General features: G+C 70.6%; 11 protein-coding genes, 1 rRNA gene and 1 pseudogene. 8 read left to right on the top strand and 5 right to left on the bottom strand.

Annotated features, from left to right (window positions below):
• On the bottom strand, positions 1-200 hold a 200-nt coding region (locus tag BMY97_RS45210), incomplete at its 3' end, for a transposase (protein WP_177231870.1).
• A 343-nt stretch (positions 201-543) separates the two neighbouring features.
• A pseudogene (locus BMY97_RS45205) lies at positions 544-903 on the bottom strand (methylated-DNA--[protein]-cysteine S-methyltransferase); the annotation flags it as partial.
• Between the two features lie 819 nt (positions 904-1,722).
• On the opposite strand from BMY97_RS45205, the gene BMY97_RS45195 reads away from it, so the two are divergent.
• Positions 1,723-2,412 carry an MBL fold metallo-hydrolase gene (locus BMY97_RS45195; RefSeq protein ID WP_218157026.1) on the top strand — a complete coding sequence of 230 codons (690 nt, stop codon included), beginning with the start codon at positions 1,723-1,725 and terminating at the stop codon, positions 2,410-2,412.
• A gap of 8 nt (positions 2,413-2,420) precedes the next feature.
• Complete coding sequence (locus BMY97_RS45190; RefSeq protein WP_091629799.1) at positions 2,421-2,849, top strand: MarR family winged helix-turn-helix transcriptional regulator; 429 nt, start codon at positions 2,421-2,423, stop codon at positions 2,847-2,849.
• 322 nt (positions 2,850-3,171) lie between these two features.
• Here the strand turns inward: BMY97_RS45190 and BMY97_RS45185 are convergent, their stop codons facing one another.
• Together BMY97_RS45185 and secA2 are read right to left on the bottom strand one after the other, a co-directional pair.
• Complete coding sequence (locus tag BMY97_RS45185; protein WP_091629790.1) at positions 3,172-4,893, bottom strand: NAD+ synthase; 1,722 nt, start codon at positions 4,891-4,893, stop codon at positions 3,172-3,174.
• Between the two features lie 103 nt (positions 4,894-4,996).
• The gene (gene secA2 / locus BMY97_RS45180; protein WP_091629789.1) at positions 4,997-7,336 is read right to left on the bottom strand and encodes an accessory Sec system translocase SecA2; all 2,340 of its coding nucleotides are present in this window, start codon (positions 7,334-7,336) and stop codon (positions 4,997-4,999) included.
• A 173-nt stretch (positions 7,337-7,509) separates the two neighbouring features.
• Between secA2 and BMY97_RS45175 the strand changes: the two genes are divergently transcribed.
• The gene (locus BMY97_RS45175; RefSeq protein WP_245787824.1) at positions 7,510-9,078 is read left to right on the top strand and encodes an alpha/beta hydrolase; all 1,569 of its coding nucleotides are present in this window, start codon (positions 7,510-7,512) and stop codon (positions 9,076-9,078) included.
• 3 nt (positions 9,079-9,081) lie between these two features.
• Positions 9,082-10,599: an alpha/beta hydrolase gene (locus BMY97_RS45170; protein ID WP_245787823.1), complete on the top strand. Its 1,518-nt coding sequence runs from the start codon at positions 9,082-9,084 to the stop codon at positions 10,597-10,599.
• Here the strand turns inward: BMY97_RS45170 and BMY97_RS45165 are convergent.
• On the bottom strand, positions 10,596-11,264 hold the full coding sequence (locus tag BMY97_RS45165; protein WP_091629787.1) for an LppX_LprAFG lipoprotein: 669 nt from the start codon (positions 11,262-11,264) through the stop codon (positions 10,596-10,598). The genes BMY97_RS45170 and BMY97_RS45165 overlap by 4 nt on opposite strands.
• 92 nt (positions 11,265-11,356) lie before the next feature.
• Between BMY97_RS45165 and BMY97_RS45160 the strand changes: the two genes are divergently transcribed.
• The 4 genes from BMY97_RS45160 to BMY97_RS45145 form a co-directional block, all read left to right on the top strand.
• Positions 11,357-12,637 carry an MFS transporter gene (locus BMY97_RS45160; protein ID WP_091629785.1) on the top strand — a complete coding sequence of 427 codons (1,281 nt, stop codon included), beginning with the start codon at positions 11,357-11,359 and terminating at the stop codon, positions 12,635-12,637.
• Positions 12,638-12,714: 77 nt separating this feature from the next.
• The gene (glnA, locus tag BMY97_RS45155) at positions 12,715-14,058 is read left to right on the top strand and encodes a type I glutamate--ammonia ligase (protein ID WP_091629784.1); all 1,344 of its coding nucleotides are present in this window, start codon (positions 12,715-12,717) and stop codon (positions 14,056-14,058) included.
• Complete coding sequence (locus tag BMY97_RS45150) at positions 14,058-15,653, top strand: amidase (RefSeq protein ID WP_091629782.1); 1,596 nt, start codon at positions 14,058-14,060, stop codon at positions 15,651-15,653. Before glnA ends, BMY97_RS45150 begins: the two co-directional genes overlap by 1 nt.
• A gap of 383 nt (positions 15,654-16,036) precedes the next feature.
• Positions 16,037-16,257: ribosomal RNA gene (locus tag BMY97_RS45145) — 16S ribosomal RNA — on the top strand; the annotation flags it as partial.

Below are 16,257 nucleotides of genomic sequence, written 5' to 3'. Positions count from 1 at the left end.
GGGGACATGCCGTTTCTGGAGTTCCCGGAACCGTTCCCGGCAGGGTCTCCTTTCTCGTATCCGAGATGATGGGTCATTTCAGCGTCCAGTGCTCGTTCGAGCACCGCCTTGGTCATCTCGTTCAGCAATTCTTGCGCGCCCAGCGCCCCGCCATTCGCATACGCGTCTTTCACCAGCGCATCAAGCGTTTCCGACGGCAACACCCGAGCGAGTGCTTCGCCGGCCGCGGCACCCGCAGCCCGATCAGGCGATGTGTTCTCAGTCACAGATAGAGCCTTTCTGGGTCGCCGTCAGCGATCCCGATCTTGGTCCATCCGTGGCTTACACGGTTGTCATGACACGGCCGAGTCGAGCGCTGCGGAGGAGCTGGGCGGTCGCGGATTTGCTCCGTGCACCTCTGCCAACCCCGTGCTTCCGGCCAACCCCAACCGCGCTCCCGGCCAACCGCATTTCTGGCCGGCCACACTTCTAGCCGGCCGCCTGATCCGTCCGCCGTCACGGGACCGTCAGTCGGATTCGCCTTCTCCAGAACGGAATCGGCCGTTAGAAGAGAGTCGGCTCATCGGCGATGGCTCCTTCGATCACGAGCATGGTCCGTTTCGTCCGGACCCCGCCGTGCGCCGAAAACCCGCCGTCCTTGCCACCTGCGGCCAGAACCCGGTGACAAGGCACAACAATCGGAAACGGGTTGTTCCCCATGGCTTGCCCCACAGCCTGCGCCGCCCCCGGCATCCCCAGCCGATGCGCGATGTCTCCATAAGTCACCGTCTTCCCCGGCGAAACCGCCCGCGCGACCTCATAGGCCCGCCGATTGAACTCCGGCACCCCCCTGAAGTCGAGCCCCACTTCAGCCAAATCCCGCCGCTCCCCACCCAACAACGCGACGATCCCCGCCACCGCCACCCGCACCACATCCGGCACCCGCCCGCGCCCTGCCCCCGGCGCTGACCCACGCCCTGTCCCTGTCTCTGTCCCGGACCCGGACCCGGACCCGGACCCGGACCCAAGCCCTGCCTCCAGCGCCCACCCCCGCCTTGCCTCCGCCGCTAGTTCGCCTCCCGCCTCCGATTCAGACCCGGACCCGGACCCAGCCTCTGTCGCCAGTGCGCGTCGTGCCTCCGGTGTCAGCCCGTGTCTTGCTTCTGGCGTGGCCTCGTGCCCTGCGTTCAGCGCAGACTCGCGCCCTGCTTCGGTCGCAGGTGCGCGTCGTGCCTCCGGTGCCAGCTCGTCTCTTGCTTCTGGCGTGGCCTCGTGCCCTGCGCCCAGCGCGGACGCGTGCCCTGCTGCCGTCGCCGGTGCGCGTCGTGCCTCCGGTGCCAGCCCGTGCCGTGCCACTGCACCGTGTCCTCTGTCTGGCGCAGACGCGCACCCCGCCTCTGGTGCTGGTTCGCGCGCTGCCTCCGACGCCGACCCGCGCCCTGCGCCAGAGCCCAGCCCGCTAGCCGTCCCAGCCGAAAGGCCGCCACCGGGAACATTCGCTCCGATCTCCGACTCCGGGACTTCCACCGCGTCCGGGAACCTGGCCCGGAGCCGGGCGCGGGTACGGGCCTTGGTGCCCTCCGGGAGCGTGGTGCCCACCAGCAACTCACCACGCCAGGCCACGCCGCACGGGCCGATCGGGGTGTCGAACACGGTGAACGCAACCGTCATCGCATCAGGGTACGAGGCACCACCGACAAAAAGCCGCCCGTCCGAACGCCCTCAGTCAGATATACAGCAAAGGTGTACAGTCGTGCTGTATTAACCTACGAGAAGGAGACCCCGGTGCGCCTCACCAAACACGCCCACGCCTGCGTCGAACTGGTCAAAGACGGTCCGTCCATCGTGTTCGACCCGGGCACGCTCACGCCCGGGGCGAAGGACGCCATCGCTCGTGCCGGGGCCGTCTTCATCACTCACGAGCACTTCGACCACTTCGACGAGGCCCTGGTGGCCGAAGCCCTCGAACGGCAGCCGGAGTTGCAGGTCTTCGGGCCGTCGGCCGTGCTGGAGAAGCTCGGTGACCACGGTGGCCGGGTGCGCGCCGTCGCGGCTGGGGACGTTATCGAGGCCGCCGGCTTCAGGCTCACCGTGCACGGCGAGCGCCACGCCTCGATCCACCCGGACATCCCGAACGTCGACAACGTCGGCTACCTCGTCGACGGCTCCCTGTTCCACCCCGGCGACGCCTACTTCGCGCCGGACGCGCCGGTGTCGACGCTGCTCCTGCCGACCAGCGGCCCGTGGACGAAGCTCGGCGAGGCGGCCGACTTCGTCCGCGCGGTCCGGCCGGCGCGCGTCATCCAGATCCACGAGCTGATGCTCAGTGACCTGGGCCGTCGGTCGACCGCCACCCTGCTGGGCGAAGACGGTCTCACCGGCGTGGCCGTCACCGAAGTCCCCGTCGGTGACAGCGTCGAGCTGGCGGGGTGACGGCGGCGGTGGACAGCGACCGCCTGGCGGAGGACCTGCGCGCGGCCGTCGGGCACCTCGTCCGCGCCGCGAGGACGACGGGCACGCTGCCGTCCGGTGAAGCGGCCGTGCTCGGCCACCTCGATCGCGAAGGCCCCGCCACCACGGCGGAACTCGCGCAGTGGCGCCAAATCCGCCACCAGACGGCGGCCAGAGCCGTGAAAGACCTCGTCGACGCCGGGCTCGTCCGCACCGCGCCCCACAAGAGCGACGGCCGAAAGGTGGTCCTGCACATCACACCCGACGGACGCGCCCGGCTCGCCGGCCACCGCCGAGCCCGCGCGGACCGCCTCGCCGCCGCCATCGACGACGCCCTCGACCCAGCCGAGCGCGCCGAACTGGTCCGATCCGTCGAGCTGCTGACCCGGCTGACTGGTCACCTCCGCCAGCAACCGTGACGGCTCCGCCGGGAACCGTCAAGGAAAGGGCCTCCCAACGCGCGTAGCGAAGGGAGGCCCTGTCGAGCGGATTTGGCCCGTAACGACCATGGGCCGCAGCTGACTCAGGCCGCAGTCAGCCCGGGCGATTAGCAGCCCACTGTCGGCCCGGGCCAGAGCCGACTCGGGTCCCAGTCAGCCCAGGCCGAGGCTTGGGCGGCAGTCACCTCGGGCCGCCGCCGAGAGTTGCTGCCGACTTGCCCACCGTCGAACCAACCCGCCGCAGACAATGCCGACCAGCCCGACGAAGCCAGGCCAACCCAGCCGAACCCACCCCACCAGGTCAGGCTTTCCGTTCCCGCCAAGAGTTCGTGATCGGCAACCGACGGTCGCGGCCGAAGGCCTTGAACGTGATCTTCGTGCCTGGCGGGTACTGCCGCCGCTTGTACTCCGCCTTGTCCACCATGCGCACGACGCGGTCGATCGTCTCCGGGTCGAAGCCCGCTTCCAGCAGGTCGGCGTAGCCGCGGTCGCCCTCGACGTAGTCGTCGAGGATGTCGTCGAGCAGTGCGTAGTCCGGCAGCGAGTCGGTGTCCACCTGGCCGGGGCGCAGTTCCGCGGACGGCGGCTTGGTGATCGAGTTCTCCGGGATCGGCGGGGTCTCGCCGCGGCCCGCGGCCAGTTGGTTGCGCCACCGGGCCAGCCGCCACACGTGCGTCTTGAACAGGTCCTTGATCGGCGCGAACGCCCCCACCGCGTCGCCGTACATGGTCGAGTAGCCGACGGCCAGCTCGGTCTTGTTGCCCGTCGCGAGCACCAGGTGGCCGTCCGAATTGGACAGTGCCATGAGGAGCATCCCGCGGGTGCGCGCCTGGATGTTCTCCTCCGCCAGCCCGGTCAGCTTCAGCTGGTTCACGTACACCGAAACCATGTCCTCGACCGACTCCACGCGGTAGTGCGCGCCGATCCGCCGGGCCAGGTCCGCCGCGTCGTCCTTCGAGTGGCCGGACGAGTACTTCGAAGGCATCGAGACGCCGTACACGTTGTCGCCGCCGAGCGCGTCGGCTGCCAGCGCCGCCACCACGGCCGAGTCGATGCCGCCGGAGAAGCCGAAGGTGACCGACGCGAAGCCGTTCTTGTGCACGTAGTCGCGCAGCCCCACCACCAGCGCCGACCAGACCTCGGCTTCGTCGGACAGCGGCTCGCTGATCACTGGCTCGGTCAACGGCGGGTACGCCGGCAGCGGTTCCTCGCTCAGCACCCGGCGCCGGACGTGGAGCCCCGCCAGCTCGCCGTCGGCCGCGTGGCCGCCCGCGGTCAACTCCATGTCCAGCACGAGCAGGTGCTCCACGAACTGCGGCGCGCGCGCCAGCAGCGCCCCGTCCGCGCCGACGACCAGCGAGTCGCCGTCGAACACGAGGTCGTCCTGGCCGCCGACCTGGTTGGTGTAGACCAGCGGCGCGCCCGCCTCCGCGGCCCGGCGCGCGACCAGCGGGAGCCGCTGCTCGTCCTTGGCCCGCTCGTACGGCGAGGCGTTCGGCGACACCACCAGGTCGACGCCGGCGCGGCCGAGCGCGGAGATCGGCCCGCCGTCCTGCCAGATGTCCTCGCAGATCACCATGCCGACGTCGACGCCGTGCAGCCGCACGACCTCCAGCTCGGTGCCCGGCTTGAAGTAGCGGTGCTCGTCGAAGACGCCGTAGTTGGGCAGGTGGTGCTTGAACTGCCGGGCCACGACCTCGCCGCGGTACAGCGCCGCGGCCGCGTCCCGCGGGCCCACCTCGTCGAAGTCGAGGTAGCCGACATAGGCCAGCACCTCGCCGCAGCCGGCCTCGTCGAGGCGGCGCGCGAGCTCGTCGACGGATTTGCGGGACGCGTCGGCGAACGTCCGGCGCAGCGTCAGGTCCTCCACCGGGTAGCCGGTCTGGGACATCTCGGGGAACACGACGACGTGGGCGCCGGCCTCGGCGGCTTTGCGGGTCCACTCGACGGTGAGCGCGGTGTTCCCGTCGAGGTCGCCGACGGTGGTGTTGACCTGGGCCAGTGCGATGCGCAGTTGCGGCATGCCGCCATTCTGTCCCACCGCGGCACCCCCAGCCGAGCGAATGTGGGCAAAAGAAAACCCGGCCGCCGGAAACCCCCGGCGGCCGGGTCGCGCACCAGGCGCGTCAGGCCTTCTTCATCTTCATCATGCTGCGCACCCGCTTGATCGTCTGCTCGAAGTCCGAGTCGAACGGGTTGTCGTGCACCAGGTAGGTCCACGTGGTGTTCGCGCGCCGCACGCCGTTGTCGGCGAGGTCGAGGCCGTCGTCGGTGATCTCGGCTTCTTCCAGCGTCTTCGCCGCGCGCGTCGCCGCCTCCGGGATGATCTTGTGGAACTCCGGGATGGCCGCGCGGTGGAACTCGTCCAGCGGCGTCTCCCGGGCCAGCGCCCGCAGGTGGATGCTCTCGCGCACGTCGGTCAGGTACGCGAGGTGGTCGGACCAGAGCTGGTCGACGTGGAACAGCAGCACTTCGCGGGCCAGCTGCTCCAGCCGGGCCTCGTCGTCCAGCTTCTCCTTCAGCTCGGCGAACTTCTCCGGGTGCGCCTTCTCCAGGCCCTCGGCCGCCAGGCCCGTGCGCAGCACCTTGTCGCGGTGCTCCAGCAGCTCGGCGCGCTGCCGCTCGATCAGCCGCGTGTAGCGCCAGGTGTTGCGGTGGATCTCCAGGTCGACGCCCTCGGCCACGCGCTGGGCGTGGTTGATCTGCCGGTGCGCGGCCGGGTCGGTGACCTCGCCGGTCTCCGAGTCGGAGTCGATGCCCTCGGGGATGTCCGGCGCGTTGGACAGCACCAGGTCGTCGTTCAGGCTGGCGAAGAAGATCGCGCTGCCCGGGTCGCCCTGACGCCCGGAGCGCCCGCGCAGCTGCCCGTCGAGCCGGCTCGACGGGTACCGCGCGGTGCCGATCACGTGCAGGCCGCCCAGCTCGGCGACCTCCTCGCGGCTCGCGCCCTCGGTGCCGCCCAGCCGGATGTCGGTGCCGCGGCCCGCCATCTGCGTGGACACGGTGACCGCGCCCTTCTTGCCCGCCTCGGCGATGATCGCGGCCTCTTCGGCGTCGTTGCGCGCGTTCAGCACGACGCACGGCAGGTCGGCCTTGGCCAGCTTGTCCGCCAGCTCCTCGGACTCGGCGACGTCCTGGGTGCCGACGAGGATCGGCCGCCCGGTCTCGTGCACCTTCCGGATCTCCTCCTCGATCGCGCGCAGCTTCTGCGACGGCGACCCGAAGATCCGGTCCGGCTGGTCCTCGCGGACGTTCGGCGTGTTCGGCGGGATCACGGCGACCTCGAGCCGGTAGAACTCGCGCAGCTGCTCGGCCACCGCCACGGCGGTGCCGGTCATGCCCGCGACCTCCGGGTACCGCGCGAGCAGCGCCTGCACGGTGATCGAGTCGAGGATCTCGCCGCGGTCGGTGGCCGCGACCTGCTCCTTCGCCTCGACGGCCGCCTGCAGGCCGTCCGGCCAGCGCTGCAGCTCGGCGACGCGGCCGCGGGCGGCGTTGATCAGCTGCACCTTGCCGTCTCGGACCAGGTAGTCGACGTCGCGGGTGAGCAGCGCGTGGGCGTGCAGCGCGACGTTCACCGCGGCGAGCCGGTCGGAGCCGGAGTCGCCGTAGAGGTCGATGCCGCCGAGCGACTTCTCGACCACCGACGAGCCGGCGCTGGTCAGCCAGGCGTTGCGGCCGTCGGAGTCGGTCTCGTAGTGCAGTCCCAGCCGCAGCCGCCGGACGACGGTCGCGACCTCCTCGTCGGCGTCGTTGTGGTCGATCGAGCCGGCCATCACGAGCGGCACGCGCGCCTCGTCGACGAGCACCGAGTCGGCCTCGTCCACGATCGCGATCTCGGGGGCGCCCTGCACCAGGTCGTCGACCTCGGTGACCAGGCGGTCGCGCAGCACGTCGAAGCCGATCTCGGCGACGGCGCCGTACGTGACGTCCTTGCCGTACGCCTCCTTGCGCTGCTCACGCGAGTGCGCGGGCTCGACCCAGCCGACGGACACGCCGAGCAGGTCGTACACCGGGCCCATCCACTCCGCGTCGCGTCGCGCCAGGTAGTCGTTCACCGTGACGACGTGCACGCGCTTGCCGCGCAGGGCGTGGCCCGCGGCCGCGAGCGCGCCGGCGAGCGTCTTGCCCTCACCGGTCTCCATCTGCACGACGTGCCCGCTGAGCAGGCCCATGGTGCCGAGCACCTGCACGTCGAACGCCCGCTCGTCGAGCGCTCGCCGGGCCGCCTCACGGCCGAGCGCGCACACCTCGACCAGCTGGTCGTCGGTGAACGCCGTGGCGCCGTCGAGGCGCTCGCGCAGCTTGCCCGCGCGCTCGGTGAGCTCGGAGTCGGACAGCTTTTCGAGCTCGGGTTCGAGCTTCTCGACTGCGGGCAGCAGTGCCTCGTAACGCGTCAGCTCGACGCTGCCCGGCCGCTGAATGATCCGGCGGAGCCGCTTGCCCACCCGGCTGATCAGTGCCACCCCTGGTCTCCCGTCCTGTATAACGCCGCGTCGCTCTGTACGCGGACCGCGGCCGGCCCCAACTCCCCAACGCGCCGGTGGTGCGTCGGAGTTCCGCGGCCGGATGGCACGATCAAACCGTGCCCCCTCATGTCAGCGCCAGCCCTCGTGCCCACCGAATCGCCGCTCTCGGGCTGTCCGGCCTGCTCGTCGTCACGCTCGGGGCGTGCTCGTCGAACACCGGCCAGGCCCTGCCCTCGCCGGCGACCGAATCGCACGCACCGGTGGGGCCGGTGCCCGCGGGGCTGGAGCGCTTCTACGGCCAGAGCATGACCTGGGCCGACTGCGCACCCTACGCGACCTCGGACGACGCGCAGTCCGCCTTCCGGGCGGCGGACATCCAGTGCGCGCGGCTCACCGTCCCGCTGGACTATGACAAACCGGACGGACAGACCATCAAGCTCGGCGTGCTGCGGCACAAGGCGACCGACTCCGGCTCCCGGATCGGCTCGCTGGTGGTGAACCCGGGCGGCCCCGGCGCGTCCGGCATGGTCGCGGCCGCCGGCCTGCTCGACCAGGTCGGCAAGAACGACCTCGGCAAGCGCTTCGACCTGGTCGGCTTCGACCCGCGCGGGATCGGCGCCAGCGAGCCGCAGATCCGCTGCCTCACCGACAAGGAGCGCGACGCCGACCGCGCGGACGACAGCGAGACGGACGGCTCGCCCGCCGGCGTCACGAAGCAGGAGACGCAGGAGAAGGACTTCGCCGCCAAGTGCGCCCAGCGCACGACGTACGGCGACGACATGCTCGCGCACGTCGGCACGCGCGACGTCGTGAAGGACATGGACGTGCTTCGCTCGGTCCTCGGCGACCAGAAGCTGACCTACCTGGGCTACTCGTACGGCACGCGCATCGGCTCGACGTACGCGGAGGCGTTCCCGCGAAACGTCCGCGCGCTGGTCCTCGACGGTGCCGTCGACCCGGACCAGAGCCCGGAGGACTCGCTGGTCGCGCAGGGCCAGGGCTTCGGCACGGCGTTCGGCGAGTTCGCCAAGTGGTGCGCCGCCCGGCAGGACTGCGCGCTGGGCCCGAACGCGGCCGGCGCGGTGCAGGCGTTCCAGGAGCTGACCCGGCCGCTGATCGACTTCCCGGTGCCGGTCGGCGACGGCCGCAAGCTGTCCTACGAGGACGCCACCACCGGCGCGATCCAGGCGCTCTACCAGCAAAACCTGTGGGAGTACCTGAACACGGGCCTGAACGAGCTGAAGCAGCAGCGCGGCTCGACGCTGGAGAAGCTCGCGGACATCTACAACGAGCGCGGCGCCAACGGCAAGTACGGCACCACGCAGGACGCCTTCACCGCCATCCGCTGCGTCGACGACCCGCGGGTCACCGACCCGAACCAGATCCTGCAGGCCCAGGAGAAGTACGTGCACGTCGCCCCGTTCCTGGACGACGGCCGCCAGGCCAGCGCCGCCCGCGACGCCTGCGCGTTCTGGCCGGTGCCGAACACCTCGCAGCCGCACGAGCCGAACGTCGCCGGCCTGCCGAAGACGCTCACCATCTCCACCACGAACGACCCGGCCACGCCGTACCAGGCGGGGGTCAACCTGGCGAAGGCACTGAAGGGCTCGCTGCTCACCTTCGAGGGCACGCAGCACACGGTGTTCCTGCAGGGCAACTCGTGCGTGGACAAGGTGGGCGTCGCGTATCTCCTGGACGGCACGACGCCGGCCGACGGCACGCGCTGCGCCGGGAGCTGACCCGTGCGACGCCTGGCCGCCGTGGTGGCAGCAGCCCTCGCGGCCACGGCGTGCTCGGCGTCGCCCCCTTCGCCGAAACCCGGTCCCGGCCCGCTGGACCGGTTCACCACTCAACGGCTCGCTTGGGGCGCCTGCACGCCGTACGGCCAGAACGACTTCGAGAAGCAGACGTACGCGGATAACGCGCTCGAGTGCGCGAGCCTGACCGTGCCGTTGGACTACTCGAAGCCGACCGGCGAGACCGTCACCGTCGGCTTGCTCCGGCACCGCGCGACGGACGCCGCGAAACGCGTCGGCGCGCTGGTCGTCGACCCTGGCGGGCCCGGCGGATCCGGCATGATGGCGGCTGCGTCGCTGGTCCAGCCGGCCGGCGAGCTGGCGAAGGAGTTCGACCTGGTCGGCTTCGACCCGCGCGGCGTGCACGCGAGCCGGCCGCGGATCACCTGCCGGTCCGACGCCGATCAGGACGCCGACCGAGCGTCGGACATCGAGAGCGACAACTCGCCCGCGGGCGTCGCGAAGCAGCTCGCCGAGGCGAAGGACTACGGCGCCGCTTGCGTGGGGCACACCGGCGCGGAGTTCCTCGAGCACGTCGGCACCCGCGAAGTCGTCCAGGACCTCGACGTGCTGCGCGCCGCCCTCGGCGAGCCGAAGCTGACCTACCTCGGCTACTCCTACGGCACGCAGATCGGCTCCGCTTACGCCGAGGCGTACCCGACCCGCGTCCGCGCGATGGTCCTCGACGGCGCCATCGACCCGGCGCTGGACCTCCCACGCGCGTTGATCACGCAGACCGTGGGTTTTCAGGACGCGTTCACGGAATTCGCGAAGTGGTGTGCCCCGCGGCCCGGCTGCCCGCTTCAAGGCGACCCCACCGCCGCGTTCCAGCGGCTCGCCCGCCCGCTTGTGGCCAAGCCGGTCCCGGCCCGCGGCGCGCGGAAGCTTTCCTTCGAGGACGCCATCACCGGCACCAGCGCCGCGCTCTACTCGCGGCAGCGCTGGGACTACCTGGCCGCGGGCCTGTCGCAGCTCGAACACGACCAGGGCGGGAACCTGCTGGACCTCGCCGACAGCTACTACGAGCGTGACCGGCAGGGCCATTACGGCGGTGAGATCGACGCGTACTTCGCCGTGCGCTGCGTGGACTTCGCCCGCGTCACCGACCGTGCGGCCATCGACGCGGCGCACCGGCAGATGCTGGCGGGCGCACCGTTCCTCGCGGGCGGCACGCCGGACACGAGCGAGCTGGACATCTGCTCGAACTGGCCGGTCCCGCCGACGTCACGCGCGCACCGGCCGGCCGCGCCCCGAGGCCTGCCGAAGGTGCTGGTCGTGTCCACCACGCACGACCCCGCGACGCCGTACCAGCAGGGCGTCGACCTGGCCAAGGACCTGGGCGCCGCGCTGCTGACCTTCGAGGGCACGCAGCACACGGCGTTCCTCAGCGGCAGCGCCTGCGTCGACAAAGCCGTCGGCGACTACCTGCGGACCGGCATCGCCGCCGGCACCCGTTGCACCTAGCCGAGTGTCGCGGGACTCGCCGGGTCCTGCTGTGAAAGCGTCACCTCGAACATCACCGGGCTGTCCCGTTCGGTCGCGGGCGGCACCTGCAGCCACAGCCGCGCGAAGCGGCGTGGCTCGCTCGCGGTCACCCAGACCTTGACCTGCACGTCGTCGTGGATCTGCGGCAGCAACCGGGTGGCGACGGCGGCCGGCACGGACCCGCCGACGCGATAGGCGTCCACGCCCTGCATCGTCTCGCGGATCTCCGTGTGAGCCCCGGACACCGCGCCGAGCAGCTGCGCCAGACTGCCGTTCGCACCAAGGAAACCGGCCACCTCGAACGGTGAGGTCCCGGTCCACGACTGGCCTGAGGGATCCTTCGTGGTGGCGGTGTTCCCGTCGAGCACGAAGTCGAACTTGTGGTCCTGCACGCCGTTCTGCACCTGGGCCTGGCCGGTCGCGTGGCCGCCGCCGGACAGGGTGGCGTCACCGTCCAGCTGCCGCAGCGGGCGGCCGGGCAGGACGCCGTTCACGTCGACGGCGAAGTGCAGGCTCCGGACGTCGGAGAACGTGGCTTTCGCGGCGCCGAGCAACTCGCCGCCGGCCGGCAGTGGGGGTGACGCTGAGCAACTGCCGACCAGCCCGAGGAGCAGCAGCGCCGGCAGGAACCGTCGGCAGCGCATGGCGATGAGCGTACTAGGGTGGCCCGATCTTTTCGGACAGTGTCCTTCAGGCCACTGTCGAGCGGCGTGTCGACGAACCAGACTCACCTGCTGTGACCGTCGAAACCCGTCCTGCTCCCCGTGTCCACCGCGCTTGGTTCGTGGCGGCCGCCGCGTTCGTCGCGCTGCTCGCCGCCGCGGGCTTCCGCGCCGCGCCCAGTGTCCTGATCGACCCGCTGCACGAGGAGTTCGGCTGGTCGCGCGCGACGATCGGCGCCGCCGTCTCGGTCAACCTCGTCCTGTACGGCCTCTTCGCCCCCTTCGCGGCCGCGCTGATGGAGCGCTTCGGCATCCGCCGCGTTGCCGCGACGGCGCTGTTCGTCGTCGCGCTCGGCGCCGGCGGCACGGTGTTCATGAGCACCAGCTGGGAGCTGATCCTGTGCTGGGGCGTGCTGGTCGGCGCCGGCACGGGCTCGATGGCGATGAGCTTCGCCGCCACGGTCACCACTCGCTGGTTCGTCCGCCACCGTGGCGCCGTGACGGGGGTGCTGACCGCCGCGGGCTCGACCGGGCAGCTCGTCTTCCTGCCGATCGTGGCCACGCTCGCCGTCGGCAACGGCTGGCGCACGGCGTCGCTGGTCATCGCGATCGCGGCGCTCGCCGTGGTCCCCGTCGTGCTGCTCGTGGTCCGCGACCACCCGGCGGACATCGGCACCACCGCGCTCGGCGCGCCGGCCGACGCCGAGGTGGCCCGCCCGGTCCCGAAGGGCGGCTCGGCTCGCCGCGCGCTGGTGGTCCTCTTCCAGGCCGCGCGCACGAAGTCGTTCTGGCTGCTGGCGATCGGCTTCGCCATCTGCGGCGCGACGACCAACGGACTGGTCGGCACCCACTTCATCCCCGCGGCCCACGACCACGGCATGCCGCAGACGACGGCCGCGAGCCTGCTCGCGCTGGTCGGGGTCTTCGACGTGGTGGGGACCGTCGCGTCCGGCTGGCTCACCGACCGCGTCGACCCGCGGCTGCTGCTCGGCGTCTACTACGCGCTGCGGGGCGTCTCGCTGGCGCTCCTGCCGCAGCTGCTCACGGACTCCGTCCAGCCGAGCATGTGGGCGTTCATCCTCTTCTACGGACTCGACTGGGTGGCCACGGTCCCGCCGACGGTCGCGCTCTGCATCCGGTCGTTCGGCGAGGCCGGTCCGATCGTGTTCGGCTGGGTCTTCGCCTGTCACCAGGTGGGGGCGGCCTTCGCCGCTTCGGCGGCCGGCGCCGTGCGCGATCAGCTGGGCGACTACGCGCTGGCCTGGTACGTCGCGGCGGGCCTGGCGGTGATCGCGTCGGTGGCCTCGGTGTCGATCACCCGATCCGGGAAACGTGAGCTCACTTTCGCGCGGTGAGGGGGAGTTCACGCAGATCCGACACTTCCGGCGCGTCGCGAAACATCCCGTTAACACGCTCTGGTTAGGGTGCGGCCATGGATCGCCAGCAGGAGTTCGTGCTCCGCACCTTGGAAGAGCGCGACATCCGTTTCGTCCGGCTCTGGTTCACCGATGTGCTGGGGTTCCTCAAGTCCGTCGCGGTCGCGCCCGCCGAGCTGGAGGGCGCCTTCAGCGAGGGGATCGGGTTCGACGGATCGGCCATCGAGGGGTTCGCCCGGGTCTACGAGTCCGACATGGTCGCGAAGCCCGACCCGTCGACGTTCCAGGTGCTCCCGTGGGAGACCCCGGAAGGCGGCCCGTACTCCGCGCGCATGTTCTGCGACATCGCGATGCCCGACGGCTCGCCGTCGTGGGCGGACCCCCGGCACGTGCTGCGGCGTCAGCTCTCGAAGGCGGGCGAAGCGGGCTTCACCTGCTACGTGCACCCGGAGATCGAGTTCTTCCTCCTCGCCAACCTCCCCGACGACGGCAGTGAGCCGGAGCCGGCCGACAACGGCGGCTACTTCGACCAGGCCAGCCACGCGACGGCCACGCACTTCCGCCGCCACGCCATCGAAACCCTCGAGGCGATGGGCATCTCGGTGGAGTTCAGCCACCACGAAGGCGCGCCCGGCCAGCAGGAGATCGACCTCCGTTACGCCGACGCCCTGACCATGGCCGACAACGTGATGACCTTCCGTTACGTGGTCAAGGAGGTGGCCCTGACGCAGGGCGTGCGGGCCACGTTCATGCCGAAGCCGTTCACCGACCAGCCCGGCTCGGGCATGCACACGCACGTCAGCCTGTTCGAGGGCGACCGCAACGCGTTCTACGACGCGGAGGACCCGTACGAGCTGTCGGAGACCGGCAAGGCGTTCGTCGCGGGGCTGCTGCACCACGCCAAGGAGATCTCCGCGGTCACGAACCAGTGGGTGAACTCGTACAAGCGGCTGATCCACGGCAGCGAGGCGCCGACCACGGTCTCGTGGGGCCGCGCGAACCGCTCCGCGCTGGTCCGGGTGCCGATGTACTCGCCCGGCAAGGCGTCGTCCCGGCGGGTGGAGATCCGGACGCTGGACTCGGCCTGCAACCCGTACCTGGCCTACTCGGTGATACTGGCCGCCGGCCTGAAGGGGATCGAAAAGGGCTACGAGCTGCCGCCGCCTTCCGAGGACAACATCTGGCAGCTGTCGGACTCCGAACGCCGCGCGGCCGGGTACGCGCAGCTGCCGCAGAACCTCGGTGAGGCGCTTGCGGAGATGGAGAAGTCGGAGCTGCTGCCGGACGCGCTCGGGGAGCACGTTTACGACTTCTTCCTGCGGAACAAGCGCGTCGAATGGGACAACTACCGGAGCGCGGTCACCCCGTACGAGCTCCGCACGCTCCTCCCGGTGCTCTGATGGGGCGGCGGCCGGTGTTCCGAATCCTTTCGGCGCTGGTCGCCGCACTCGGCGTCGCCGCGATGACGGCGCCACCGGCTTCCGCGGGCTCTTCGGGGCCCGGCGGGTTCGACCTCGACTCCGCCGACATCCCCGCGCTCCAGGCGAGGATGGCGTCCGGCCGGCTCACCGCGGTGAGCCTGACCAGGGCGTACCTCCAGCGGATCCGGGCCGTGGACCCGTGGGTGAACGCGGTGCTGGCGCTCAACCCGACGGCGCTCGCGCAAGCCGCCGCGAGCGACGTCCGGCACCGCACCGGCCGGGTCCGCGGGCCGCTCGACGGCATCCCGGTGCTGGTCAAGGACAACGTCGACACCCGCGACCAGCGGACGACGGCCGGTTCGCGCGCGCTTCGCAGCCGCCCGGCGGCCGACGCGACGCTGATCACCCGCCTGCGTGAAGGCGGCGCGGTGATCCTCGGCAAGGCGAACCTCTCCGAGTGGGCGAACTTCCGCGCCGAGAAGCCGACTTCCGGCTGGTCGGGCGTCGGCGGCCAAACGCACAACCCGTACGTGCTGGACCACAACCCATGCGGGTCGTCCGCAGGCTCCGCGGCCGGCGTCGCCGCTTCGCTCGCGCAGGTCGCGATCGGCAGCGAGACGGACGGCTCGATCGTCTGCCCGGCCGGCATGACGGGGACCGTCGGGCACAAGCCGAGCCTCGGGCTGGTCAGCCGCACCGGGGTGGTGCCGATCTCCGCCGAGCAGGACACAGCGGGGCCGATCGCGCGCCACGTCGTCGACGTCGCGTTGACGCTCTCGGTGCTGCAGGGTCGCGATCCCTCCGATCCCGCGACAGCCCTGTACCCATCGACGCAGCCCACGGACTACGCGAAGCTGCTTCGCCCAGGCGCGCTCCGCGGCGCACGGATCGGGCTCTGGCGTCTCCCCGTACTCGGCCCCGAAACCGACGCGGTCATATCGCGGGCGAAGGATTCGCTGGTCAAAGCCGGTGCGGAGGTCGTCGAGCTGACCCTGCCGTACCAGGACCGGCTGCAGGACCTGGAGTTCCCGGCGCTGCTCACCGAGTTCCACCGCGACATCGACGCCTACCTGGCGAAGCGCCCTTCGGGACCGCGGAATCTCGCCGATCTGATCGCGTACAACCGCGCCGACCCGCTCGAGCGGACCTGTTTCGCCGGCCAGGAGCTGTTCGAGCGGGCGCTGGCCGCGCCCGGCCCGGACGACCCGGGGTACCGCGCCGGCCGGGCGGAGCTGTCGGACCTCGCGCGCCGTTCCCTCGACGAGACGCTGGCGAAGTACCAGCTCGACGCCATCGCTTCGCCGACCAACCCGCCCGCGTGGAAGACCGACTGCGCCACGGGGGACAACGACGTGATCCCGTCCTCGACCCCGGCGGCGGTCGCGGGCTACCCGGACGTCACCGTGCCGGCCGGGTTCGTCGGGCCGCTGCCCGTCGGGATCTCCTTCATGGGCGCCCGGTGGTCCGACGGCCGGATGCTGGCCCTGGCCGCCGACTTCGAACGCGTCGCACCGGCCCGCGTGCCGCCGAGCTACCTGCACGAGCTGCCGTCAGGCCCCGTTTCTGGGTCCTGACCTGCGACGATGGCGTTAAGTGACCCCCCTGTTTTCGGAGGGTTCCGGGCCATGTAATCTTCTCTTCGTCGCCAGGAACACCGGGCCGGCGGGGCCGAAAGCCCCACGGGCCAGGCGCCAGGGCCGAGCGGGTTGACACCGCGAAACGGACCAGGTAACGTTCAGCGTCGGCCCACGAGCGGCCGCCGACTCCCTACGACTAACACCGTAGGTACAGGCATGCTCGACCAAAAGTTTATGAAGATCGCTTGAAGCAATTAAGTGTGTTGCTTGAGAACTCAACAGTGTGCTAGTGAACTAAGCCAGTAGAGCTTATATGAAACCCCCTCGTCGGGGTTTTTCTTTGAGAATGATTGAGAAAATAGTCTCGATCGAACTGTTCATTGTTGGAGAGTTTGATCCTGGCTCAGGACGAACGCTGGCGGCGTGCTTAACACATGCAAGTCGAACGCTGAAACCGCTTCGGTGGTGGATGAGTGGCGAACGGGTGAGTAACACGTGGGTAATCTGCCCTGTACTCTGGGATAAGCCTTGGAAACGGGGTCTAATACCGGATATCACATCTCCTCGCATGGGGGGTTGTTGAAAGTTCTGGCGGTACAGG

The organism is Amycolatopsis saalfeldensis, assembly GCF_900110575.1.
In the GTDB taxonomy this organism is placed as follows: Bacteria; Actinomycetota; Actinomycetes; order Mycobacteriales; family Pseudonocardiaceae; genus Amycolatopsis; species Amycolatopsis saalfeldensis.
The sequence above is the reverse complement of the archived record's forward strand: the minus strand, read 5'-3'. Positions and strand labels throughout refer to the sequence as shown.